Here is a 23,396-nt window from a genome sequence, read left to right as displayed (position 1 = left end):
CGTGGTCATTTGGGGATCAATGGCTCTGGCCGTGCCAGGGCACCAGCTTGCGCTGCAGGGCGCGCAGGCCCATCTCAAGGGCGAAGGCGATCAGGGCAATCAGCAGGATCCCCAGGACCACCACATCGGTGACCAGGAACTGCGCGGCGGACTGCACCATGAAGCCCAGGCCACTGGTGGCGGCGATCAGTTCGGCGGCGACCAGCGTCGACCAGCCCACGCCGAGGCCGATGCGGATGCCGGTGAGGATGTCGGGCAGTGCGCTAGGCAGGATCACGTGGCGGATCAGTTGGATTTTGCTGGCGCCCAGCGACTGCGCGGCGCGCAACTTGGCCGGGTCGACGGTGCGCACGCCGGTGGCGGTGGCGATGGCAATCGGGGCGAAGATCGCCAGGTAGATCAAAAGCACTTTCGACAGCTCGCCTATGCCGCACCAGATGACGATCAGCGGCAGGTAAGCCAGCGGCGGAATCGGCCGGTAGAACTCGATCAGCGGGTCGAGAACGCCGCGGGCCACGCGGTTGTAGCCGATGGCGATGCCCACCGGGATGGCGGTCAGGGTGGCGGCAAGCAGCGCCAGGCCGATGCGCCCCAGGCTCGCGCCCAGGTGCTGCCACAGGCTGGCGTCCATGTAGCCCTGGGTGAGCAGCGTCCAGCCCTTGGCCAGGATATCGGCGGGCGAGGGCAGGAACAGCGGCTCGATCCAGCCGGCGGCGGTAACCAGCCACCACACCAACAGCAGCGAGGCCAGGGTGAGGGCGCTGATCCAGCGGGTCGGTAAGGGCTTGCGGGTTTTCACGACAGGTGGCGTCCGGGGGGGCCGCTTGGCGGTGGCTGGCAATTCGATACTGCTCATGCGGACTCCTGACGTTGCGAGAACACCCGCGCCAGCACGTGCTCGCGGGTCTCGATGAAGCGTGGATCGGACTTGATCGCCCGCGCCGACTCGCCAGCGGCGTAGCGCTGGCCGAAGTCCAGTTGCAGGCGCTCGACCACCCGTCCCGGATTGGGCGCCAGGAGCACCAGCTCGGTGGCGAGGAACACCGCTTCCTCAATGTCGTGGGTGATCAGGAACACTGGCTTGGCGGTGCGCTGCCAGACCTGCAGCAGCAGCTCCTGCATCTGTTCGCGGGTAAAGGCATCGAGGGCGCCGAACGGTTCGTCCATCAACAGCACTCGCGGGTCGGCCGCCAGCGCCCGGGCAAGGCCCACGCGCTGCTTCTGCCCACCGGACAATTGCCATACGCGCCGCTCGCCGAAGCCGGCCAGGTCTACCAGTGCCAGCATCTCTCGTGCCTTGGCTTCACGCTGTGCACGCGGTACGCCTGCCAGCTCCAGGCCGAAGGCGACGTTGCCGAGCACGTCCTGCCAGGGCAGCAGGGCGTCGTCCTGGAACACCACGCCGCGCTCGGCCCCCGGGCCTTGCACCGGTGCGCCATCGAGGGTGATGCGCCCGCCGCTGGGGGCGACGAAGCCGGCGATCAGGTTGAGCAGCGAGGTCTTGCCGCTGCCTGAAGGCCCGAGGGCCACCAGCAACTGGCGCGGACCCAGGCTCAGGTTGATATCGGCCAGCACCGGGGTGGGGGCGCCGGGGTACTGTGCGCTGATGCGCTCCAGCTCGAGCAAGGCCATGACGGGCTCCAGATCAGTTGGGCAGGTACTGGGCGCTGACGTAGGGCGCGTAGTCCGGCAGCACGGCATCGACCTTGCCCTGCTGCTTGAGGAAGGTGGCGGTGTCGGTCAGCGCCTGGGTGGTCGGTGCGCCGAGTGCGCTGGCCTGGTCGGCGGCCAGTGGATAGACGTTGCCCTGCAGCAGCACCGGGATATCGGCGGGCTTGGCGCCAGACAGCTTGACCAGCTTGGCGACGTTGTCTTTGTCGGCCAGCCAGGCTTGCGGGTCCTTGCGGTAGTCGGCATAGGCGTCGAGGGTGACCTTGGCGAACGACTTGACGATCTCCGGGTGCTTGGCAGCGAAGTCCTTGCGCACGATCCAGGCGTCGAAGGTCGGCGCGCCTTTCTCGGCAAGCTCGCCGGAGGTGATCAGTACCTTGCCGTTCTCCTTGGCCACGCCCAGGGCTGGGTCCCAGACGTAGGTGGCGTCGATGTCGCCGCGTTTCCAGGCGGCGATGATCGCTGGTGGCGCGAGGTTGAGGATCTGCACTTTCGACGGGTCGATGTTCCAGCTCTTCAGCGCGGCCAACAGGCTGTAGTGGCCGGTGGAAACGAACGGCACGGCGACTTTCTTGCCCACCAGGTCCTGCGGGGTCTTGATGCTGTCGCGGGCGACCAGGGCTTCGCCGGCGCCGATCTGGGTGGCGATCAGGAAGGTTTCCACAGGCAATTTGCGGGTGGCGGCGGCGGCCAGCGGGCTGGAGCCGAGGTAGCCGATCTGCACGTCGCCCGAGGCGACAGCGGTGATCACGTCGGCGCCGTTGTCGAACTTGCGCCAGTCGATGCTGGCCTTGCTGTCCTTTTCATAGGTGCCATCGACCTGGGCCACCTTTGCCGGGTCGACGGTGGTCTGGTAGGCAACGGTCAGGTCGGCGGCCTGGGCCAGCCAGCTGGCACTGGTGAGGGTCAGGGCGGCGAACAGGCGCAGCGGAGCATGCGGGATCATGGTTGAACCTCTCGTCAGGCATTCTGGGATAGATGGCGAGAAGACTAGATGATCTAAGAAATATGAAATAAATAACTTTTTAGAATTAGCTTAAAAGCCAATCGCTCTGACCCACGGCCCTGTGGGGCGGCGGTACTGGTGGCGGAATCTGCCAAGCCAGCTAGGCTTGATCGGTTTCGACGGGGCGGTCGTCACGCCTGCAAACGTTTGCACATAACCTAAAGGTATGATTGACGGCGTCGATACAACGATTTGCAGGAATGGTTCCGATGTTATTCCGTAAAAATCTTACAGATTCATAAAACGGTCATTTTGGATTTATAGGATTGTCATTATCCTGTAGCGCAGATCGACGGATTAGACCAAAGTCGCGAATCGATCGTTAGCGATTGACTTGGCGGTCACGCTTTAGGGCTAAATCGCCAATCCGGGTGAGTGGGGCAGCAGACTCCGCCGCTTGAGACGCACAAAAATTAGAACGTAGAGGAGCAAAACATGTACAAGTCCAGCCTGGCCCTGGCCGTGGCACTGGGGGTTCTCGCCCAACAAGCAGGCGCTGCAGGTTTCGTCGAGGACAGCAAGCTGTCCCTGAGCTCGCGCACCATGTACTTCAACAACGATAACCGTGAAGTCGGTGCGGACAACCGTGAATCGGGTCAGGGCTTCAAGCTCGACTACATTTCTGGTTTCACCGAAGGTACCGTAGGCTTCGGTGTGGACGCTCAGGCGCTGTGGGGTATTCACCTCGACGGTGGCAAAGGCAAGCACCCTGACAACAGCTCCTTCTTCCCGAGTGAGACCAACGGTTCGGCAGCGGCCCAATGGGCTCGTCTTGGCGCCAACGCCAAAGCCCGCTTCTCCAAAACTGAAGCTCACTTCGGTAGCGCCTTGGCGCCAATGTTGCCGATCCTGGTCTCCAACGACGGTCGCCTGCTGCCGCAAACCTTTGAAGGTGCAACCATCACCTCGAAGGAAATCGACAATCTGACTGTCAACGCCGGTCAACTGACCCACGCCATGGGTCGTGCTTCGAGCAACCGCACCGGCCTGTCGGTCAACGGTGCTACCGCTGACAGCAACAAGTTCCGCTACGGCGGCCTGGACTACAAGCTCACTCCAGACCTGACCCTGCAGTACTACTACTCGAACCTGGAAGACTTCTACAAACAGCACTTCCTGGGTGCGACTCACGTCTTCAAGATCTCGGACGACCAGTCATTCAAGACCGACCTGCGCTACTTTGACAGCAGCAGCGACGGCCGGAACGGCAGTGGTGGCGGCTACAACTTCAACAACAACAACGGTTATGCCAAGCATGTCGGTGAAGTTGACAACAAAACCTGGTCGGCGATGTTCACCTATACTCTGGGCGGCCATGCACTCATGCTCGGTCACCAGCAGGTCAGCGATGACGGTGCGTTCGTCTGGCTGAACCAGGGTAGCGTGCGCGATGGCAATGGCCGTCCGGAAGGCGCGGGCGGTGCTAGCTTCTACCTGTTCACCGACAGCATGATCAACCAGTTCGCTCGTGCAGGTGAAAACACTACCTTCGGCCAGTACTCGTACGATTTCGCTCGTCTTGGCGTGCCAGGCTTGAAGGCGTCCGTTGCATATCTGCGCGGTACCGACGTTCGCAACGCTTCGGGCAACGGTTCCTACAGCGAGTGGGAGCGGGACGCGCGTGTCGACTACGTGATCCAGGAAGGTACTCTGAAGGGACTGGGCTTCAGCCTGCGTCAAGGTGTTTACCGCGGGACCAACGGTCCTGCCGGCAACACTGAATACACCAAAGACCAGGACCAGACTCGCTTCATCGTCAACTACACTTACGCCTTCATGTAAGTCGTAGCTGCACAAAGAAAGCCTCGCCTTGTGCGAGGCTTTTTGTGTCTGCGATTCCGTATGCGATCTGGTTATAAATAAATCGATATTTATTCTTTTTATTTTTATTCGGAAGCAGGCACATTGAACCCACAAGGCCAGACACAGCACAGGAGCCGCTTCCATGAGCCTCAAACTCGGCGATATCGCCCCCGATTTCGAACAGGATTCCAGCGCCGGCAAGATCCGTTTCCACGAATGGCTGGGCGACAGCTGGGGCGTGCTGTTCTCCCACCCGGCCGACTTCACCCCGGTGTGCACCACCGAGCTGGGCCTGACCGCCAAGCTCAAGGATGATTTCGCCAAGCGCGGGGTCAAGGCCATCGCCCTGTCGGTGGACCCGGTGGACTCGCACCACAAGTGGATCGACGATATCAACGAGACCCAGAACACCGTGGTCAACTTCCCGATCATCGCCGATGCCGACCGCAAGGTCTCCGACCTGTACGACCTGATCCACCCCAATGCCAGCGACACCCTGACCGTGCGCTCGCTGTTCGTCATCGACCCGAACAAGAAGGTGCGCCTGACCATTACCTATCCGGCCAGTACCGGGCGCAACTTCAACGAGATCCTGCGGGTGATCGATTCGCTGCAGCTGACCGACAACTACAAGGTCGCCACGCCGGGCAACTGGCAGGACGGCGATGAGGTAGTGATCGTGCCTTCGCTCAAGGACGAAGATGAAATCAAACGTCGTTTCCCGAAAGGATATCGGGCGGTTAAACCCTATCTGCGGCTGACCCCGCAACCCAATCGTTGAGGCATTCCTCGTTGCATTGCTCTTAGCCAAGCAGGGATCTTCGGGCCGTTTCGACGGCCCTTTTTTATTGCGTGGCTACAACAAATCATAAATTCATAAATGGAATAAACAAATGAAAAAATATGATTTATAGGTATATGTGACGAGCTGTTAATGTCGTTACATCCAGCGGGGACAACCCCTCGCGGCCCTGCAATCGAATCGAAGGAAGCGCTTTCAATGCTGGTTGTCTCTGTCGGTGGTAGCCCCAGTCTTCGTTCACGCTCCGGCGTGCTGCTAGAACGCTCGCGCGACTGGCTGCAAGAGCGGGGCGTCGAAGTGGTGACCTTCCAGGTGCGTGAGTTTCCCGCCGAAGATCTGCTGCATGCCCGTTTCGACAGCCCGCAGGTGCGCCACTTCAACGAACTTGTAGCCCAGGCCGACGGCCTGGTGGTGGCCACCCCGGTGTACAAGGCGTCCTTCGCCGGGGCCTTGAAGACCTTGCTCGACCTGCTGCCCGAGCGGGCCCTGGAACACAAGGTGGTGTTGCCGATCGCAACCGGTGGCAGCATCGCCCACATGCTGGCCGTGGACTACGCGCTCAAGCCCGTGCTGTCGGCCCTCAAGGCGCAGGAGACCCTGCAAGGGATCTTCGCCGACGACAGCCAGATTGCCTACGGCGAGGGCGCCAGGCCCGCGCAACTGGCCGCTGCCCTGGAGCAGCGCCTGCAGGATTCGCTGGAAACGTTCCACAGCGCCATGGCGCGCCGGCCCCAACCTGTCGCCCCCGGCGTGCTCAACGAACGCCTGATCAGTGCCCGCTGGAGTATCTGAACCAGGCTTGACCGCTCTATCGCTGTCCCCACCTTACTCGCCCGTCAACGAGGCAAGCAGGTGCTACCCGAACCCAACTCGCACAGGAGAGCGCCATGCGCACAGTCTTCTTGCGTCGTGGTCTGGTCGCCCTGTTCGCGGCGGCTGTGTCCTTCGGCGCCATCAGCCAAGCCCAGGCCGAGAGCCTGCGTATCGGTTACCAGAAATACGGCACCCTGGTGCTGCTCAAGGCCAAGGGCTCGCTGGAAAAGCGCCTGAAGGAGCAGGGCATCGACGTGCAATGGACCGAGTTCCCCGGCGGTCCACAGCTGCTCGAAGGGCTCAACGTCGGCTCCATCGACTTCGGCGTGACCGGCGAAACGCCGCCGGTGTTTGCCCAGGCCGCGGGCGCCGATCTGCTCTACGTCGCCTATGAGCCGCCAGCTCCGCACAGCGAGGCGATCCTGGTGCCGAAGGGGTCGACGATCCAGTCGGTGAAGGAACTCAAGGGCAGGAAAGTCGCCCTCAACAAGGGTTCCAACGTGCATTACCTGCTGGTGCGTGCCCTGGAAGACGCCGGTCTCAAGTACACCGATATCCAGCCCGTCTACCTGCCCCCGGCCGATGCCCGCGCCGCCTTCGAGCGCGGCAGTGTCGATGCCTGGGTGATCTGGGATCCGTACCAGGCCGCCGCCGAGCAACAGCTGCAGGCACGCACCCTGCGTGACGGCAAGGATCTGGTCGACAATCACCAGTTCTACCTCGCCACCCGCAGCTATGCGACCCAGCACCCGGCGGTGATCAACACCCTGGTTGAAGAAGTGCGCGCCGTGGGCGAATGGTCCCAGGCCAATCCGCATCAGGTCACCGACCAGGTTGCGCCGCTGCTCGGCCTGCCTGCCGACATCACCCTGACTTCGGTCAAGCGCCAAGGCTACGGAGCCGCGCCGCTGACCCCGGAAGTGATCGCCGCACAGCAGAAGATTGCCGACACCTTCCAGGCCCTGAAGCTGATTCCCAAGCCCTTGAGCATCAAGGACGTGATCTGGACACCCCCGGCCAAGGTCGCCAGTGCGCCTTGAACGTTTCGCCTGCGCCGGGGCGTCGCCCCGGCATGAGCCACCCTTGAGGAGACAACTCCAATGAGCCTTAACATTTTCTGGTTCCTCCCTACCCATGGTGACGGCAAGTACCTGGGCACCAGCGAAGGCGCCCGCGCCGTCGACCACGGTTACCTGAGCCAGATCGCCCAGGCCGCCGACCGCCTGGGCTTCGGCGGCGTGCTGATCCCCACCGGACGTTCCTGCGAGGACTCCTGGCTGGTGGCGGCGTCGCTGATCCCGGTGACCGAGCGCCTGAAGTTCCTGGTGGCCCTGCGCCCGGGGATCATCTCGCCGACCGTCGCAGCCCGTCAGGCCGCGACCCTGGATCGTCTGTCCAACGGCCGTGCATTGTTCAACCTGGTGACCGGTGGCGATCCGGACGAACTGGCCGGTGATGGCCTGCACCTGAACCACCAGGAACGCTATGAGGCGTCGGTGGAATTCACCCGTATCTGGCGCAAGGTGCTCGAAGGCGAAACGGTCGACTACGACGGCAAGCACATCCAGGTCAAAGGCGCCAAGCTGCTCTACCCGCCGATCCAGCAGCCGCGCCCGCCGCTGTACTTCGGTGGCTCGTCTGACGCTGCCCAGGACCTGGCCGCCGAACAGGTCGAGCTGTACCTGACCTGGGGCGAGCCGCCGGCCGCGGTGGCCGAGAAGATTGCTGCGGTACGTGAGAAAGCGGCCGCCCAGGGCCGTGAGGTGCGCTTCGGCATTCGCTTGCACGTGATTGTGCGAGAAACCAACGAGGAGGCCTGGGCCGCCGCCGACAGGCTGATCTCGCACCTGGACGACGACACCATCGCCCGCGCCCAGGCGTCGCTGGCGCGCTTCGACTCGGTCGGTCAGCAGCGCATGGCCGCGCTGCACGGTGGCAAGCGCGACAACCTCGAAGTGGCGCCGAACCTGTGGGCCGGTGTCGGCCTGGTACGTGGTGGCGCCGGCACCGCGCTGGTGGGCGATGGCCCGACCGTCGCGGCGCGGGTCAAGGAATACGCCGATCTTGGCATCGATACCTTCATCTTCTCGGGCTATCCACACCTCGAAGAGTCGTACCGCGTCGCCGAGCTGCTGTTCCCGCATCTGGACGTGCAGCGCCCGGAGCAGCCGAAAACCGGTGGCTACGTAAGCCCGTTCGGTGAAATGGTCGCCAACGACATCCTGCCCAAATCCGTGTCGCAGAGCTGAGGGCCGGGGCCATGAGTCGTGCATCCACCACCACCTGGTCCAAGCGCCTGGCGCCCTGGGCCCTGCCGATCCTGCTGCTGGCGGTATGGCAGTTGTCGGTCAGCGCAGGCTGGCTGTCGACCCGCATCCTGCCGGCGCCGAGCGCGGTGGTCAGTGCTGGCGTCGAGCTGGTGCGCAGTGGCCAGATCTGGACCCACCTGGCCATCAGCGGCTGGCGTGCCGGCCTGGGCTTCGTGATCGGCGGCAGTCTCGGCCTGTTGCTCGGTTTCATCACAGGCCTGTCGAACTGGGGCGAGCGCCTGCTCGACAGTTCGGTGCAGATGATCCGCAACGTGCCGCACCTGGCGCTGATCCCGCTGGTGATCCTGTGGTTCGGCATCGACGAGTCGGCAAAGATTTTCCTGGTGGCCCTGGGGACGCTGTTCCCCATCTACCTGAACACCTATCACGGGATCCGCAACGTCGATCCGGCGCTGGTGGAGATGGCGCGCAGCTACGGGCTGTCGGGCTTCGCGCTGTTCCGCCAGGTGATCCTGCCGGGGGCGCTGCCCTCGATCCTGGTCGGCGTGCGCTTCGCCCTGGGTTTCATGTGGCTGACACTGATCGTCGCCGAGACCATTTCGGCCAACTCGGGCATCGGCTACCTGGCGATGAACGCCCGTGAGTTCCTGCAGACCGACGTGGTGGTGCTGGCCATTGTCCTGTACGCGGTGCTCGGCAAGCTGGCCGACCTGGCCGCCCGTGGCCTGGAGCGTGTGTGGCTGCGTTGGCACCCGGCGTACCAGGTGGCGAAGAAGGAGGGCGCGTGATGACGGTGCTCAAGGCACAACCGCCACGCCTGCTGCGTGGCATCCCCCTGGCGGCCAGGGACCTGCGTCGTACGTTCGGCCAGCGCGAAGTGCTGCGCGGGATCGATCTGCACATTCCGGCTGGCCAGTTCGTCGCCATCGTTGGTCGCAGTGGTTGCGGTAAAAGCACCTTGCTGCGCCTGCTGGCCGGGCTCGACCAGCCCAGCGGCGGCCAATTGCTGGCGGGCGCCGCGGCGCTTGCCGAGGCCCGCGAGGATACCCGGCTGATGTTCCAGGACGCGCGCCTGCTGCCCTGGAAGAAGGTGATCGACAACGTCGGCCTGGGGTTGTCCGGCAACTGGCGGCCACGCGCCCTGGAAGCCCTGGAGGCGGTCGGCCTGGTCGATCGCGCCAATGAGTGGCCGGCGGCCTTGTCCGGTGGCCAGAAACAGCGGGTGGCCCTGGCCCGGGCGCTCATTCATCAGCCGCGTCTGCTGCTGCTGGATGAGCCCTTGGGCGCGCTGGACGCCCTGACCCGTATCGAGATGCAGCAACTGATCGAGCGCCTGTGGCGCCAGCACGGTTTCACCGTGCTGCTGGTCACCCACGACGTCAGCGAAGCCGTCGCCGTGGCCGACCGGGTGATCCTGATCGAAGACGGCGCCGTCGGCCTGGACCTGGTCATCGACCTGCCGCGACCTCGAGTGCGGGGTTCGCACCGCCTGGCGGCGCTGGAAAGCGAAGTGCTCAACCGTGTTCTCTCCGTCCCGGGCACGCCGCCCGATCCGGAACCTGTCGCCCCGTTGCCCACGCAGTTGCGTTGGGCTCATTGAATCCCCGAAACCGCAAAAAGGAATGACGCCATGACCATCAAAGCCATCAACGTTCGCAACCAGTTCAAAGGCACCGTGAAGGAAATCCTCGAAGGCCCGGTACTCTCTGAAATCGACGTGCAGACCGCCTCTGGCATCGTCACTTCGGTGATTACCACCCGTTCCGTGAAGGAGCTCGAGTTGCAGGTAGGCAGCGAGGTGATCGCCTTCGTGAAATCGACCGAGGTGTCCATCGCCAAGCTCTGATTTCCGGTGTCTTGCGAGGGAGCGGGCTTGCCCCGCGATGGCGTCAGTCGACACATCTACGTTGCCTGACTTGACGCTATCGCGGGGCAAGTCGCATCGGCGCACCGCCGCTCCCACGCCGAATCAGCGTTTGGCCAGATAAGGCGGCAGATACAGCCCCAGATACGCCTCGAACACGCGCATCCCTTCCTCCGCCATGCGTGGCGTGATCGTCTCATGCAGCTGCATCGAGCGGGCATACACCCGGTCGCTCAGTTCCATCGCCAGGGCGAACACGTGCACCTCCCTCGGCATCGCTGGCAACTGAAAATGTCGGTCGAACAGCTGGTGCATCAACTCGCCCAGTTCCAGATCATGCTGGCGATCAGCCTGGACCACTTCGCTCAAACCATGCTGGGCGAGGATCAGCTGCCGCGCCGCGGCGTCCTCGTTGTAGATGTCGAGCATGCGCTGCTCGATCAGGCGCGACAGGCCAGGCCAGGTGCTGAACGCCGTGCTGTCGATCGGTGCGCTCAGGGCCTCGCGAAAAGCCCGGTGCACATCGGCGGTCAGCGCCTCCAGCAAGGCCGGCACGCTGGCGAAGAAGTGATACACCGACGATGGCGGGATCTGCGCCCGTTCCGCCACGCTGTAGATCGACAACCCCGCCACCCCTTGGCCTGCCAGCAGCTCGCGTGCCGCGGCGAGGATCGCTTCGATCCTGGCCTGGCTGCTGGCGCGTGGCTTGCGCGGGGTGGCGGTGCGGTTCATCAGTTGCTGATTGCCAGGATGCTGGCCTGGTAGGCGCCGACGAACAGGTCGAAGTCACCGACCTCTTCCTGTTCCAGCTCGGACTGCTTGGCGATCGACTCGCGAGCAAGGGTTTCGAAGGCCTGTTGCTGCGCGCTGGTCAGTGGCTGCTCGCGGAAGCTCTCGGCGTGCAGGCGGCTCTGGCGTAGGGAGAACTGGACAAAGCTCTCGTCATGTTCGGTCATGCGCGCCAGCACCTGCGCCGATGGCGTCAGCTCGGGATCGTCGACCTTGGCCTGCTGTGCTTCCAGGGCCTTGGCGTGGTCATTGCCACCCTTGGCACGGTCGAGCAGCCCGGCCAGCTGGCCGATCCGCTCGATCAGTTCGCTTGCCCATTCCTTCAATGCGACCGGCTGGCCGTCACGGCGCAGCTCCAGGCCCGGGCGCCGACCTTCCTTGACCACGGTGAGGAAGTTGTCGGTGCACTGGCCGCACTCGCCGTTGTCCAGTTGCGGGCTCTCTTCGAGGGCGCAGAACAGCAGGAAGGCGTCGAGGAAACGGGCTTCGGTCAGGTCGATGCCCACTGGCAGGAACGGGTTGATGTCCAGGCAGCGTACTTCCACGTATTGCACGCCACGCGAGGTCAGGGCCTGGATTGGCCGCTCGCCGGTGTAGGTGACGCGTTTGGGGCGAATGTTCGAGTAGTACTCGTTCTCGATCTGCAGGATGTTGGTGTTCAACTGCACCCACTCGCCATCGACGTGCGTGCCGACCTCGACATAGGGCGGGTAGGGCGTGCCGACGGCCTTGCGCAGGCTATCGGTGTAGCTGGCCAGGTTGTTGTAGCAGGGCGTGAGGCCCGCCTGGGCGTTGCTCTGGTAGCCCAGGTCACTCATGCGCAGGCTGGTGGCGTAGGGCAAGTACAGTGTTTCGGCGTCGAGTTCTTCGAGCTGGTGCGGGCGGCCGCGCAGGAAGCCCTTGTCCAGGGCCGGGGACGCGCCGAACAGGTACATCAGCAGCCAGCTGTAGCGGCGGAAGTTGCGGATCAGCGCGATATAGGCCGAGGACTGGTAGTCGCGGTCGTCCTGCTCGCCGCCTTCGGCATCGCGCAACAGCGGCCACAGCGTCTCGGGCAGCGAGAAGTTGTAATGGATGCCGGCGATGCACTGCATGGTGCGGCCGTAACGCAGGGCCAGGCCCTTGCGGTACACGTGCTTGAGCTTGCCGATGTTCGAGCTGCCGTACTCGGCGATCGGAATGTCTTCTTCGGCCGGCAGCGCGCAGGGCATCGACGGGCTCCAAAGCAGTTCGTCGCCCAGTTTGCTGTAAACGAAGCGGTGGGTCTGTTCGAGGCTCTCGAGCACCTTGGCAGGGTCCGCCAGGGCTGGGGTGATGAACTCCAGCAGCGACTCGGAATAGTCGGTGGTGATCTGCTCGTTGGTCAGCGCCGAACCCAGTGCTTCGGGGTGCGGGGTCTGGGCCAGGCGACCTTCTTTGGTCACGCGCAGGCATTCGCGCTCAATGCCGTGCAGGCACTGCTTGAGCAGGTCGATATTGTCGCCGAGCAGGCTCAGGCGGCGGTTGAGGAGGTCGCTCAAGATGGATTCCTTCACGCGTCAGTCGCCCCAATATGGGGGTAGAGATGACGGTCTACAAGGGTAGTTGGGAAAGGAACTGGCGTTGTCGCCTGGTTTACGCGGTTCCGTCGCTGGCCTGTATGCGTCTGATCGCGGGGCAAGCCCGCTCCCACGAAGCGTAGAAACGTTCGTGGGAGCGGCTTGCCCCGCGATCAGGTGTACAGCATTACGCCGAAAATACCGCAGATCGGGGCCTGTCAGCTAGAGAACCGCGAAGGTTCCCTGCGCCTTGGCCACCAGCTTGTCGTCCTGGAGCACGTCGGCGTCGACCACGAGGGTGCGCCGTCCCGCATGCAGCACCCGGGCGGTACACACGACCTCGCCCTCGCTGACGGCGCGCATGTAGTTGATCTTGCACTCGATGGTCACGCTCTGCTGGTCGAAGCCATGGCTGGCCGAGCAGGCCAGGCCCATGCTGATATCGACCAGGCTGAAGATCGCCCCGCCGTGCAGCTTCTGGCCACGGTTGCGCAGGTGCGGCTCAAGCGCCAGGGCCACTTCTGCAACACCCGTTTCCAGGCGTTGCAGGCGGCAGCCGAGGAGCTGGCTGAAGGCGCTTTCGACGTACTCCTTCGGTACTTCCATCACTTCTTCTTCAGTTGCTTGGCATTGGCGAACAGCGCCGCCATGGCGTTGTTGGCCGGCGCGGCGGCGGTGGCCTCGCGCTGGCGCGGCGCCTGCTGCTGGCGGTTGCCGCCATTGGAGCGGTTGCCGCCGCGGTTGCCCTCGACCTTCTCGCCCGGGGTGTCGCTCATGCGCATGGACAGGCCGACGCGCTTGCGCGGGATGTCCACTTCCATGACCTTGACCTTGACCACGTCGCCGGCCTTGACCGCTTCACGCGGGTCCTTGACGAACTTCTCCGACAGCGCCGAGATGTGCACCAGCCCATCCTGGTGCACGCCGATGTCGACGAAAGCACCGAAGTTGGTGACGTTGGTCACCACGCCTTCGAGGATCATGCCGGGTTCCAGGTCCTTGAGGTCCTCGACGCCGTCCTGGAAGGTGGCGGTCTTGAACTCCGGGCGCGGGTCGCGACCTGGCTTGTCGAGTTCCTGGAGGATGTCGGTGACGGTCGGCAGACCGAAGGACTCGTCGGTGAATTTCTTCGGGTCCAGGCGCTTGAGGAAGCCGCTGTCGCCGATCAGCGAGCGGATATCACGGTCGGTGTCGGCGGCGATGCGCTGCACCAGTGGGTAGGCTTCCGGGTGCACCGCCGAGGCGTCCAGCGGGTTGTCGCCGTTCATCACCCGCAGGAAGCCGGCGGCCTGCTCGAAGGTTTTCTCGCCCAGGCGGCTGACCTTTTTCAGCGCGGCGCGGGTAGCGAACGGGCCGTTGGCGTCGCGGTGGGCGACGATGTTCTGCGCCAGGGTGGCATTGAGGCCGGAAATGCGTGTCAGCAGCGCCACCGAGGCGGTGTTTACGTCCACGCCCACGGCGTTCACGCAGTCCTCGACCACGGCGTCCAGGCCCCGGGCCAGTTTCACCTGCGACACGTCGTGCTGGTACTGGCCGACACCGATGGATTTCGGGTCGATCTTCACCAGTTCGGCCAGCGGGTCCTGCAGACGGCGGGCGATGGACACCGCGCCGCGGATCGACACGTCCAGATCGGGGAACTCGCGGGCGGCCAGTTCAGAGGCCGAGTACACCGAAGCGCCAGCCTCGGAAACCATGATCTTGGTGACCTTCAGTGCTGGGTACTTCTTGACCAGCTCCGCCACCAGCTTGTCGCTCTCGCGGCTGGCAGTGCCGTTGCCGATGGCGATCAACTCCACCGAGTGCTTGGCGCACAGCGCGGCCATCACGGAAATGGTGCGGTCCCAGTCGTTCTTCGGCGCGTGCGGGTAGACCGTGGTGTAGTCCAGCAACTTGCCGGTGGCATCGACCACGGCGATCTTGCAGCCGGTACGCAGGCCCGGGTCGAAGCCCAGGGTGGCGCGCGGGCCGGCCGGGGCGGCCAGCAGCAGGTCGTGCAGGTTGTGGGCGAAGACGTTGATCGCCTCGCCTTCGGCATTGTCGCGCAGTTCACCGAACAGGTCGGTTTCCAGGTGGGTGTAGAGCTTGACCTTCCAGGTCCAGCGCACCACCTCGCCCAGCCACTTGTCGGCGGGGCGGTTGCGGTTTTCGATGCCGACATGGTTGCCGATCATCATCTCGCAAGGGTGCAGGGTGCCTGGCAGTTCTTCGCCGACTTTCAGCGACGCGCTCAGCACGCCTTCGTTGCGCCCACGGAAGATCGCCAGGGCACGGTGCGACGGCGTGGTGCGCAGCAGTTCGTCGTGGGCGAAGTAATCGCGGAACTTGGCGCCTTCGTCTTCCTTGCCGGCGACTACGCGGGCGGTGAGCACCGCTTCCTGCTTGAGGAAGTTGCGCAGCTTGTCCAGCAGGCCGGCGTCTTCGGCGAAGCGCTCCATGAGGATGTACTTGGCGCCTTCCAGGGCGGCCTTGACGTCAGCCACGCCCTTGCCCGCGTCGACGAAGCGTGCGGCTTCGGCTTCCGGGTTCAGTTGCGGGTCGCTGAACAGGCTGTCGGCCAGCTCGCCCAGGCCGGCTTCCAGGGCAATCTGGCCCTTGGTGCGGCGCTTCTGCTTGTACGGCAGGTAGAGGTCTTCGAGGCGGGTCTTGGTGTCGGCCAGCTTGATATCGCGCGCCAGCTCCGGGGTCAGCTTGCCCTGCTCCTCGATGCTGGCCAGGATGCTGGCGCGACGCTCGTCGAGCTCGCGCAGGTAGCGCAGGCGCTCTTCCAGGTGGCGCAGTTGAGTGTCATCCAGGCTGCCGGTCACTTCCTTGCGGTAACGGGCGATGAAGGGCACGGTCGATCCTTCGTCCAACAGGCCCACGGCCGCTTCGACCTGCTGTGGGCGCACGCCCAGTTCCTCGGCGATACGGCTGTTGATGCTGTCCATGAAAACCACCTGACAAATAGTGAATGCAAGGCCGCGGGTGGGCGTTCAGCCCCGGCGACGCTGGGTGAAAGCCGCGCATTATACCCATCGGGCCGGGCTTGCGGTGATGGCGCGGGGCCGGTCGTCGATGGGGCGGCAGTGGCACGGCGGGAAAAATCTGCTAACAATGCACACGGCACGCGCGGCAATGGCTACGCCATAATGCGCGGCGATATCAGAGGAGTAATTCATGACCAGCACCGCAAACGCCGTAGAAGGCGACAAGATTCTCATCGTCGACGACGACCCGGGCCTGAGCAGCCTGCTGGACCGTTTCTTCACCAGCAAGGGCTTCCGTGTGCGCACCGTGCCCAACGTCGAACAGATGGATCGCCTGCTGGCCCGTGAAGTGTTCAACCTGGTGGTGCTCGACCTGATGCTGCCGGGCGAGGATGGCCTGTCGGCGTGCAAGCGCCTGCGCGCCGCGAACAACCAGATCCCGATCATCATGCTTACCGCCAAGGGCGATGAGCTCAGCCGGATCAAGGGGCTGGAGCTTGGCGCCGACGATTACCTGGCCAAGCCGTTCAACCCAGATGAGCTGGTGGCCCGGGTCAAGGCCGTGCTGCGCCGCCAGGCCCCGGCCGTGCCGGGCGCGCCGGGCAGCGAGGAAGAGACCGTCACCTTCGGCGACTACGAACTTTCGCTGGCCACCCGTGAGCTCAAGCGCGGTGAAGAAACGCACATGCTCACCACCGGCGAGTTCGCCGTGCTCAAGGCCCTGGTGATGCATGCTCGCGAGCCGCTGACCCGCGACAAACTGATGAATCTGGCCCGTGGCCGTGAGTGGGATGCCCTGGAGCGTTCCATCGACGTGCAGATCTCGCGCCTGCGCCGGATGATCGAGCCCGATCCTTCCAAGCCGCGTTACATCCAGACCGTATGGGGTGTGGGCTACGTCTTCGTGCCGGACGGAAACGCCGGCAAATGAGCCTGCCGGCTCGTCAGGGTGCAGCAGGGCGACCCATGCGGGTCGCCCTGTTTCGTCTACGGCGACCGGCCTTTTCAGTACAGTAGTTGATCGATGAAAACGCCTCTCTGGTTCCCGCAAAGCTTCTTCGCCCGCACCCTCTGGCTGGTGCTGATCGTCGTGCTGTTTTCCAAGGCACTGACGCTCGTGTACCTGTTGATGAATGAGGACGTGCTGGTCGACCGCCAGTACAGCCACGGCGTGGCCCTGACGCTGCGTGCCTATTGGGCAGCGGATGAAGAGAACCGCGAGCAGATAGCCGAGGCTGCTGGCCTGATCCGCGTGACCGGCGCCGGTGTCCCGGAGGGTGAGCAGCATTGGCCCTACAGCGAGATCTACCAGCGGCAGATGCAAGCCGAGCTGGGCGAGGACACCGAGGTGCGGTTGCGTATCCACGCACCGCCCGCGCTCTGGGTGAACGCGCCGAGCCTGGGACCAGGCTGGCTCAAGGTGCCGCTGTACCCGCATCCGCTACGTGGCCAGAAGATCTGGAACGTGCTTGGTTGGTTCCTGGCCATCGGCCTGCTGTCCACCGCTTCGGCCTGGATCTTCGTGCGCCAGCTCAATCAGCCGCTCAAGCGTCTGGTGTTCGCTGCCCGTCAGCTGGGCCAGGGGCGCAGTGTGCGCCTGCCGATCAGCGATACCCCCAGCGAAATGACCGAGGTGTATCGGGCGTTCAACCAGATGGCCGAGGATGTCGAGCAGGCCGGTCGCGAGCGCGAGTTGATGCTCGCGGGGGTATCCCACGACCTGCGCACACCATTGACTCGGTTGCGCTTGTCGTTGTCGCTGATGGGCAACGAAAGCGACCTCAGTGAGGACATGGTCCGCGATATCGAGGACATGGACGCGATCCTCGACCAGTTCCTGGCGTTCATTCGTGATGGGCGTGACGAGCCGGTGGAAGAGGTCGACCTGAATGAGCTGATCTACGAAGTGGTGGCCCCCTATAACCAGCATGAAGAACAGGTGCGCCTGTGCCTCGAGCCGATTCCGCCGTTCCCGCTGCGCCGTGTCTCGCTCAAGCGTATGCTCGGCAATCTGATCGGCAACGCGCTGCATCACGCCGGCAAGGGGGTTGAGGTGGCGGCCTATGTGTCGGGTGACCAGAGTGCGCCTTATGTGGTGCTCAGCGTGCTGGATCGCGGGGCGGGCATCGACGAGTCGGAACTGGAGACCATCTTCAACCCGTTCATCCGGGGCGACCGGGCGCGGGGCGGCAAGGGCACCGGGCTGGGGTTGGCGATCGTCAAGCGCATCGCCGCGCAGCATGGCGGCAATGTCGAGTTGCGCAACCGGTCCGGTGGCGGGATCGAGGCGCGAGTGAGGTTGCCGTTGGGTTTGTTGCTGCCGCGTAATGCCGTCTAGACCCATCGCGGGGCAAGTCGCACCGGTGCGCCGGTGCGACTTGCCCCGCGATTAATTTCAACCCTTGCCTTTGGTCCGCGTCTGATTCGGCCCGCTGTTCTTTTCCAGGTGCTCGATGATCATCCCGGCCACGTCTTTGCCGGTAGTCACCTCGATCCCCTCCAGGCCCGGCGACGAGTTCACTTCCATTACCAGTGGGCCATGGTTCGAACGCAGAATATCCACGCCCGCCACGCTCAGCCCCATTACCTTGGCCGCCCGAATCGCGGTCATGCGTTCTTCAGGGGTGATCTTGATCAGGCTGGCCACGCCCCCGCGGTGCAGGTTGGAGCGGAACTCGCCCGGCTTGGCCTGGCGCTTCATAGAGGCGATCACCTTGTCACCGACCACGAAACAACGGATGTCGGCGCCACCAGCTTCCTTGATGTATTCCTGGACCATGATGTTCTGCTTCAGGCCCATGAATGCCTCGATCACCGACTCGGCGGCCTTGGTGGTCTCGCACAGCACCACGCCTATGCCCTGGGTACCTTCCAGTACCTTGATCACCAGCGGCGCGCCGTTGACCATCTGAATCAGGTCGGGGATGTCGTCCGGCGAGTGGGCGAAACCGGTGATCGGCAGGCCGATACCCCGACGTGACAGCAGTTGCAGAGAGCGCAGTTTGTCCCGCGAGCGGGCGATGGCCACCGATTCGTTGAGCGGATAGACGCCCATCATCTCGAACTGGCGCAGCACCGCACAGCCATAGAAGGTGACCGAGGCGCCGATGCGCGGTATGACCGCGTCGAAGCCTTCCAGGGGTTTGCCGCGGTAGTGGATCTGCGGCTTGTGGCTGGCAATGTTCATGTAGGCCCGAAGCGTGTCGATCACCACCACTTCGTGGCCCCGCTGGGTACCGGCTTCGACCAGGCGGCGGGTGGAATACAGACGCGGATTGCGCGACAGCACAGCGATCTTCATGCAGCACCTGTGACAGGGGAAAGGGTGGCCGCGAAGGCCGGTTTGTCCTGAACGTACTTGAGGCCGGGGTTGACCACCAGTTGGCCATGGATGAGCGCCTTCGAACCAAGCAGCAGGCGATAGCGCATGCTCTTGCGGCAGGCCAGGGTGAATTCGACCTCCCAGACCCGGTCACCGAGCGCCAGGGGTGTGCGGATCACATAGCGGGTCTGGGCATGGCCGTTGGAGCTCTTGATCGTCTTCATGGTCACCATGGGCGCTTCGCACCGTCGATGGCGCAGTTGCACCACCGAACCCAGGTGGGCGGTGAAGCGTACCCATTGCTGGCCATCGCGCTCGAACGGCTCGACCTCCGTGGCGTGCAGGCTGGAGGTGCTGGCTCCGGTGTCGATCTTGGCGCGCAGGCCGGCGACGCCGAGGCCGGGCAGGGCGACCCACTCGCGCAGGCCGATCACAGTCAGGTGGTCAAATGTCTTCACTTAGCGTGCCCTGCGGATAAGGAGGTGAACTGTAATGACGGCACGGACTTTTTGCATCTGTCAGTCACGGTAGTACAGTTCCGTGAAAGACAGAATTCGAGGAAAAACCATGGCACAAAAGCCTGAAGACGACGACAAGGTACGCTTGGACAAGTGGCTGTGGGCAGCGCGCTTCTACAAGACCCGCGCATTGGCCAAGGCGGCCATTGAAAGTGGCAAGGTGCACTGCCGGGGCGAGCGCTGCAAGCCGGGCAAGGAGCCACGGGTGGGCGATGAGTTCGTTTTGCGCACCGGTTTCGACGAGCGCACCGTGGTGGTCAGGGCGTTGTCGGTGGTGCGCCGTGGCGCGCCCGAAGCACAGACGTTGTACGAGGAAACCGCCGAGAGTGTGACGCGCCGCGAGCAGGCTGCTGAAATGCGCAAGGCGGGGGCGATGGGCGTGACCACCGACGGGCGGCCGACCAAGAAGCAGCGCCGGCAGATTCACCAGCTGCACGGCAGTTTCGAGTGACGAGGGCCGCGCAGCGGCCCCAGTCATGATCAGGCGGCGCGAACCACGCTCATCCGCCCGATCAATGGCAGCTTGCCCAGCAGGTCGAACAGCGGTCCCGTCCAGCGCAGCAACGCTGCGCTGCCTTTGGCCGCCAGCGGCGTATAGCAGCTCCAGCCTAGCGCCAGCACTGCCATCAGCAGGCCACCGATGTAGTCATCCTGCCCCCAGTGAGCGCCGGCGACCAGGCGCGGCAGCATGAACAACAAGGCCAGCCCCCACACCAGCAGGTACTGCAGCAGGCGACGGCTGAACAGGCTCATGAACAGTGCCCAGATCAACAACACAGAGGCGTGATCCCCCGGGAAACTCTTGCTCGATCGGTCCTTGAGCTCCCAGGACGCCTCCAGGTTGGGGTAGTAGTCACTGAGGTGCACCACGTCGTCGAACATCATCGACGGGCTCTTGTGTTGCCAACCGGCTGCATCCACCCACTTGGAAAACAGCGCGCGAATCACCACTAAGAGGAGTAGCGTGACCAGAAAGCCGAAGAAGGCCTGGCGGACCTGGGCTGCCTTGAACACCCAGTCACCACGAATAAGCACTGCCAGAAGGATCAGGCCGACGACGATGTCGAACGGGCGCAGGCTGCCGACGGTCCATATGTAGCGCCAGCTTGTGTTATTGGCCAGCGGCGCATTCAGGCTGTGGAACAGCCACTCGTCGAATGTCAGGCAAAGGATCTGGCCAACGGGCCACAACCAGAAACACAGTAGCGCGATGGGCAGCAGGGTGCAGGTTGCCAAAGGTCCCCAGGACCACCTTGCTTGGAACAGTGGTCGATTATCCATAAAATACCTCGATATCCAGCAGGAAATAAGCGCCTTTTAGCGCTCTGCGACAGACCTTTCAGTCTCCTGTAATTATTTTGTAACCATTTTCAGAAAGCCAGACAACCATGAGCGACTTGCCAGATACCGATTTCACCCAACGCTTCCTTTTCGATGACCGCGATGTGCGCGGCGAGATGGTGGTGCTGGAACGCAGCTATGCCGAGGTGCTGGCGAAGCACGACTACCCGCAGCCGGTTAAGCATCTGCTCGGTGAACTGATGGCCGCGGCCGCGCTGCTGGTCGGCACTTTGAAGTTCGACGGGTTGCTGGTGCTCCAGGCGCAGTCCCAGGGCCCGGTTCCGCTGCTAGCCATCGAGTACACCAGCGAGCACGATATCCGTGGCTTGGCGCGTTACGAGACCGAGCAGATCAAGGCGGATGCCAGCCTTGCCGATCTGATGCCTGGCGGTCACCTGGTGCTGACTATCATTCCTGTCAACGGCCAGCGTTACCAGGGCACCGTCGAACTGGACGGCAAGGACCTGTCGGAGTGCTTCACCAATTACTTCGTCATGTCGCAGCAGGTGAACACCTGCATCTCTCTGGCCGCCGATGGCGCCCGTGCCCGTGGCCTGCTGGTGCAGCAACTGCCGGCCGAGATCCACAAGGACAGCGAGGAGCGCGATGAAAGCTGGGCCCACGTCAAGGCCTTGGCCAACACCGTGAAGATCGAGGAGCTGCTCGGTCTGGACAACGAAACCGTGCTGCACCGCCTGTACCACGAGGACGCGGTTCGCCTGTTCGATATCCAGCCGCTACGGTTCCGCTGCAGCTGCTCGCGCGAGCGCTCCGGCAATGCACTGGTCAGTCTCGGCGAGCAGGATGCCAAGGCGCTGGTGGCCGAATGTGGCGGCCAGGTCGAGATCGATTGCCAGTTTTGTAACGAACGTTATTTGTTCGATGCGAGCGATGTCGCGCAATTGTTTGCCGGCGGTGGCACTGAGGCGCCGTCAGAAACTCAGCACTGAAACGGTTAACTACAGGAAATATTCCTGTCGAATTGCGCAAAAGCGCAGTTCTGACAGGAGGGGCCTACTTTTTTTGGGCTTTTCTGGCATAATCCGGCCACTTTTTTCGCTGTAGTAGTTTTTTCGAGACAACTACAAAACGTTTGGAGCACTCGGCCTCGGGCCGGATGGGGTATCTCATGACGCAAGCCAACAACACCGTGTACACCGACCTGAGCGTCGATGAGCTGGTAAAAGAAGCGCTGTCCCGCGGTGAAGGCGTGCTGGCCGATACCGGCGCGCTGGTGGTGGAAACCGGTCATCGCACCGGCCGTTCGCCGGCTGACCGTTTCATCGTCGAAGAACCTTCCACCCAGGACCAGATTGGCTGGGGCCCGATCAACCGCAAGTTCCCGGCCGACAAGTTCGATGCCCTGTGGAACCGCGTCGAGGCGTTCAACAACGCCCAGGATCACTTCGTTTCCTACGTTCACGTAGGCGCTGCCGCCGAGCACTACCTGCCGGTCAAGATGACCACCCAGACCGCCTGGCAGAACCTGTTCGGCCGTTGCCTGTTCATCAACCCGGCCCAGTACAACCCGGCTGGCCGCGATGAATGGCAGGTGCTCAACGTCGCCAACTTCGAGTGCGTGCCAGAGCGTGACGGCACCAACTCCGACGGCTGCGTGATCATCAACTTCGCCCAGAAGAAAGTGCTGATCGCCGGCATGCGTTACGCCGGTGAAATGAAGAAAGCCATGTTCTCGGTGCAGAACTTCCTGCTGCCGGCCGCCGACGTGCTGCCGATGCACTGCGCCGCCAACATCGGCGAAGCGGGTGACGTCACCCTGTTCTTCGGCCTGTCCGGTACCGGCAAGACCACCCTGTCGGCCGATGAAAGCCGTTACCTGATAGGTGACGACGAGCACGGTTGGGGCGAAGGCGTGGTCTTCAACATCGAGGGCGGTTGCTATGCCAAGTGCATCGACCTGTCCGAGAAGAACGAGCCGGTCATCTGGAAAGCCATCAAGCACGGCGCGGTGCTGGAAAACGTCGTCATCGACGATGCCAAGCACGCCGACTACGCCGACGTGAGCCTGACCCAGAACAGCCGCGCAGCCTACCCGCTGACCCACGTGGCCAAGGTCTCCGAGAAGAACCTGGGCGGCGAGCCGAACGCAGTCATCTTCCTGACCTGCGACCTGACCGGCGTGCTGCCGCCAGTGTCGATCCTGAACAACGAGCAGGCGGCCTACCACTTCCTGTCCGGCTACACCGCGCTGGTCGGTTCCACCGAAATGGGTTCGGGCAGCGGCATCAAGTCGACCTTCTCCACCTGCTTCGGCGCACCGTTCTTCCCACGCCCAGCTGGCGTCTACGCCGAGCTGCTGATCAAGCGCATCAAGGCGTTCGGCTCCAAGGTCTACCTGGTCAACACTGGCTGGACCGGTGGTGGCTACGGCGTTGGCAAGCGCTTCAGCATTCCCACCACCCGTGGTGTGATCGCTGCCATCCAGAGCGGCGCGCTGGTCGGTGCAGAAACCGAGCACCTGGACATCATCAACCTGGACGTACCCAAGGCCGTTCCGGGCGTCGAGACCGAGCTGCTCAACCCCCGCAACACCTGGGCTGACAAGGCTGCCTACGACGAAGCTGCCAAGGGGCTGGCTACGCTGTTCACCGAGAACTTCAAGAAGTTCGACGTTTCCGACGCCATCAAGGCCGCTGGTCCGCAGCTGTAAGCTGCTGCCGGTTCGGATA

At 63.4% G+C, this 23,396-nt stretch carries 23 protein-coding genes; 13 read left to right on the top strand and 10 right to left on the bottom strand.

The window, feature by feature from the left end; translation table 11 throughout:
• Positions 1-16: 16 nt before the first annotated feature.
• From tauC to tauA, 3 genes are read right to left on the bottom strand one after another with little or no spacing between them, the layout of a single operon-like run.
• Complete coding sequence (gene tauC, locus C3F42_RS15960) at positions 17-856, bottom strand: taurine ABC transporter permease TauC (RefSeq protein ID WP_038707153.1); 840 nt, start codon at positions 854-856, stop codon at positions 17-19.
• On the bottom strand, positions 853-1,632 hold the full coding sequence (gene tauB, locus C3F42_RS15955; RefSeq protein ID WP_038707154.1) for a taurine ABC transporter ATP-binding subunit: 780 nt from the start codon (positions 1,630-1,632) through the stop codon (positions 853-855). The genes tauC and tauB overlap by 4 nt, the downstream gene beginning before the upstream one ends.
• Before the next feature lie 13 nt (positions 1,633-1,645).
• Positions 1,646-2,617: a taurine ABC transporter substrate-binding protein gene (tauA, locus tag C3F42_RS15950; protein WP_094011610.1), complete on the bottom strand. Its 972-nt coding sequence runs from the start codon at positions 2,615-2,617 to the stop codon at positions 1,646-1,648.
• 495 nt (positions 2,618-3,112) lie between these two features.
• Between tauA and C3F42_RS15945 the strand changes: the two genes are divergently transcribed.
• The 8 genes from C3F42_RS15945 to C3F42_RS15910 all read left to right on the top strand — a co-directional run bounded on the left by C3F42_RS15945 (position 3,113) and on the right by C3F42_RS15910 (position 10,211).
• Positions 3,113-4,459 (top strand): OprD family porin, encoded by a 1,347-nt coding sequence (locus C3F42_RS15945; RefSeq protein WP_094011609.1) that lies wholly within the window; start codon positions 3,113-3,115, stop codon positions 4,457-4,459.
• Positions 4,460-4,622: 163 nt separating this feature from the next.
• Positions 4,623-5,261: a peroxiredoxin gene (locus C3F42_RS15940; protein ID WP_046857522.1), complete on the top strand. Its 639-nt coding sequence runs from the start codon at positions 4,623-4,625 to the stop codon at positions 5,259-5,261.
• 219 nt (positions 5,262-5,480) lie between these two features.
• Positions 5,481-6,074: an NADPH-dependent FMN reductase gene (ssuE, locus tag C3F42_RS15935; RefSeq protein ID WP_104444633.1), complete on the top strand. Its 594-nt coding sequence runs from the start codon at positions 5,481-5,483 to the stop codon at positions 6,072-6,074.
• A gap of 95 nt (positions 6,075-6,169) precedes the next feature.
• A complete protein-coding gene (locus tag C3F42_RS15930) occupies positions 6,170-7,135 on the top strand; it encodes a sulfonate ABC transporter substrate-binding protein (protein WP_104444632.1) in 966 nt (321 codons plus the stop codon).
• A 60-nt stretch (positions 7,136-7,195) separates the two neighbouring features.
• Positions 7,196-8,344, top strand: coding sequence for an FMNH2-dependent alkanesulfonate monooxygenase (gene ssuD, locus C3F42_RS15925; protein ID WP_094011606.1), 1,149 nt, complete (start codon positions 7,196-7,198; stop codon positions 8,342-8,344).
• Between the two features lie 11 nt (positions 8,345-8,355).
• Positions 8,356-9,153 (top strand): aliphatic sulfonate ABC transporter permease SsuC, encoded by a 798-nt coding sequence (gene ssuC / locus C3F42_RS15920; protein WP_094011605.1) that lies wholly within the window; start codon positions 8,356-8,358, stop codon positions 9,151-9,153.
• Entirely contained in the window at positions 9,153-9,965 is an 813-nt protein-coding gene (gene ssuB / locus C3F42_RS15915; RefSeq protein WP_038707158.1) for an aliphatic sulfonates ABC transporter ATP-binding protein, read from the top strand. Before ssuC ends, ssuB begins: the two co-directional genes overlap by 1 nt.
• Before the next feature lie 30 nt (positions 9,966-9,995).
• On the top strand, positions 9,996-10,211 hold the full coding sequence (locus C3F42_RS15910; RefSeq protein ID WP_008095172.1) for a molybdopterin-binding protein: 216 nt from the start codon (positions 9,996-9,998) through the stop codon (positions 10,209-10,211).
• Positions 10,212-10,334: 123 nt separating this feature from the next.
• Here C3F42_RS15910 and C3F42_RS15905 read toward each other — a convergent pair whose 3' ends face one another.
• The 4 genes from C3F42_RS15905 to C3F42_RS15890 all read right to left on the bottom strand — a co-directional run bounded on the left by C3F42_RS15905 (position 10,335) and on the right by C3F42_RS15890 (position 15,486).
• Positions 10,335-10,961 carry a TetR/AcrR family transcriptional regulator gene (locus C3F42_RS15905; RefSeq protein WP_104444631.1) on the bottom strand — a complete coding sequence of 209 codons (627 nt, stop codon included), beginning with the start codon at positions 10,959-10,961 and terminating at the stop codon, positions 10,335-10,337.
• Complete coding sequence (gene gshA / locus C3F42_RS15900) at positions 10,961-12,538, bottom strand: glutamate--cysteine ligase (protein ID WP_177182918.1); 1,578 nt, start codon at positions 12,536-12,538, stop codon at positions 10,961-10,963. Before gshA ends, C3F42_RS15905 begins: the two co-directional genes overlap by 1 nt.
• Before the next feature lie 240 nt (positions 12,539-12,778).
• Positions 12,779-13,162, bottom strand: coding sequence for a PaaI family thioesterase (locus tag C3F42_RS15895; RefSeq protein WP_023630730.1), 384 nt, complete (start codon positions 13,160-13,162; stop codon positions 12,779-12,781).
• The gene (locus C3F42_RS15890; RefSeq protein WP_038707159.1) at positions 13,162-15,486 is read right to left on the bottom strand and encodes a Tex family protein; all 2,325 of its coding nucleotides are present in this window, start codon (positions 15,484-15,486) and stop codon (positions 13,162-13,164) included. The genes C3F42_RS15895 and C3F42_RS15890 overlap by 1 nt, the downstream gene beginning before the upstream one ends.
• 229 nt (positions 15,487-15,715) lie before the next feature.
• Between C3F42_RS15890 and ompR the strand changes: the two genes are divergently transcribed.
• Positions 15,716-16,456: a two-component system response regulator OmpR gene (gene ompR / locus C3F42_RS15885; RefSeq protein WP_038707160.1), complete on the top strand. Its 741-nt coding sequence runs from the start codon at positions 15,716-15,718 to the stop codon at positions 16,454-16,456.
• Between the two features lie 93 nt (positions 16,457-16,549).
• Positions 16,550-17,863 carry an ATP-binding protein gene (locus C3F42_RS15880; protein WP_094011602.1) on the top strand — a complete coding sequence of 438 codons (1,314 nt, stop codon included), beginning with the start codon at positions 16,550-16,552 and terminating at the stop codon, positions 17,861-17,863.
• A gap of 57 nt (positions 17,864-17,920) precedes the next feature.
• Here the strand turns inward: C3F42_RS15880 and rimK are convergent, their stop codons facing one another.
• Both rimK and C3F42_RS15870 read right to left on the bottom strand, forming a co-directional pair.
• Positions 17,921-18,826, bottom strand: a complete 906-nt coding sequence (gene rimK, locus C3F42_RS15875) for a 30S ribosomal protein S6--L-glutamate ligase (RefSeq protein ID WP_011531656.1) — start codon at positions 18,824-18,826, stop codon at positions 17,921-17,923.
• Positions 18,823-19,254 carry an ATP-dependent zinc protease gene (locus C3F42_RS15870; RefSeq protein WP_244891328.1) on the bottom strand — a complete coding sequence of 144 codons (432 nt, stop codon included), beginning with the start codon at positions 19,252-19,254 and terminating at the stop codon, positions 18,823-18,825. Before C3F42_RS15870 ends, rimK begins: the two co-directional genes overlap by 4 nt.
• Before the next feature lie 160 nt (positions 19,255-19,414).
• Between C3F42_RS15870 and C3F42_RS15865 the strand changes: the two genes are divergently transcribed.
• Complete coding sequence (locus C3F42_RS15865; protein ID WP_104444630.1) at positions 19,415-19,816, top strand: RNA-binding S4 domain-containing protein; 402 nt, start codon at positions 19,415-19,417, stop codon at positions 19,814-19,816.
• A gap of 29 nt (positions 19,817-19,845) precedes the next feature.
• Here the strand turns inward: C3F42_RS15865 and C3F42_RS15860 are convergent, their stop codons facing one another.
• Positions 19,846-20,646 (bottom strand): phosphatase PAP2 family protein, encoded by an 801-nt coding sequence (locus C3F42_RS15860; protein ID WP_094011600.1) that lies wholly within the window; start codon positions 20,644-20,646, stop codon positions 19,846-19,848.
• A gap of 107 nt (positions 20,647-20,753) precedes the next feature.
• On the opposite strand from C3F42_RS15860, the gene hslO reads away from it, so the two are divergent.
• The gene (hslO, locus tag C3F42_RS15855; protein ID WP_094011599.1) at positions 20,754-21,656 is read left to right on the top strand and encodes an Hsp33 family molecular chaperone HslO; all 903 of its coding nucleotides are present in this window, start codon (positions 20,754-20,756) and stop codon (positions 21,654-21,656) included.
• Between the two features lie 179 nt (positions 21,657-21,835).
• Positions 21,836-23,377: a phosphoenolpyruvate carboxykinase gene (locus tag C3F42_RS15850; protein ID WP_038707164.1), complete on the top strand. Its 1,542-nt coding sequence runs from the start codon at positions 21,836-21,838 to the stop codon at positions 23,375-23,377.
• The last annotated feature ends 19 nt before the right edge of the window (positions 23,378-23,396 follow it).

Source organism: Pseudomonas sp. PONIH3 (genome assembly GCF_002934345.1).
Classification (GTDB): domain Bacteria; phylum Pseudomonadota; class Gammaproteobacteria; order Pseudomonadales; family Pseudomonadaceae; genus Aquipseudomonas; species Aquipseudomonas soli.
This window is presented reverse-complemented; position numbering and strand designations above follow the sequence as displayed.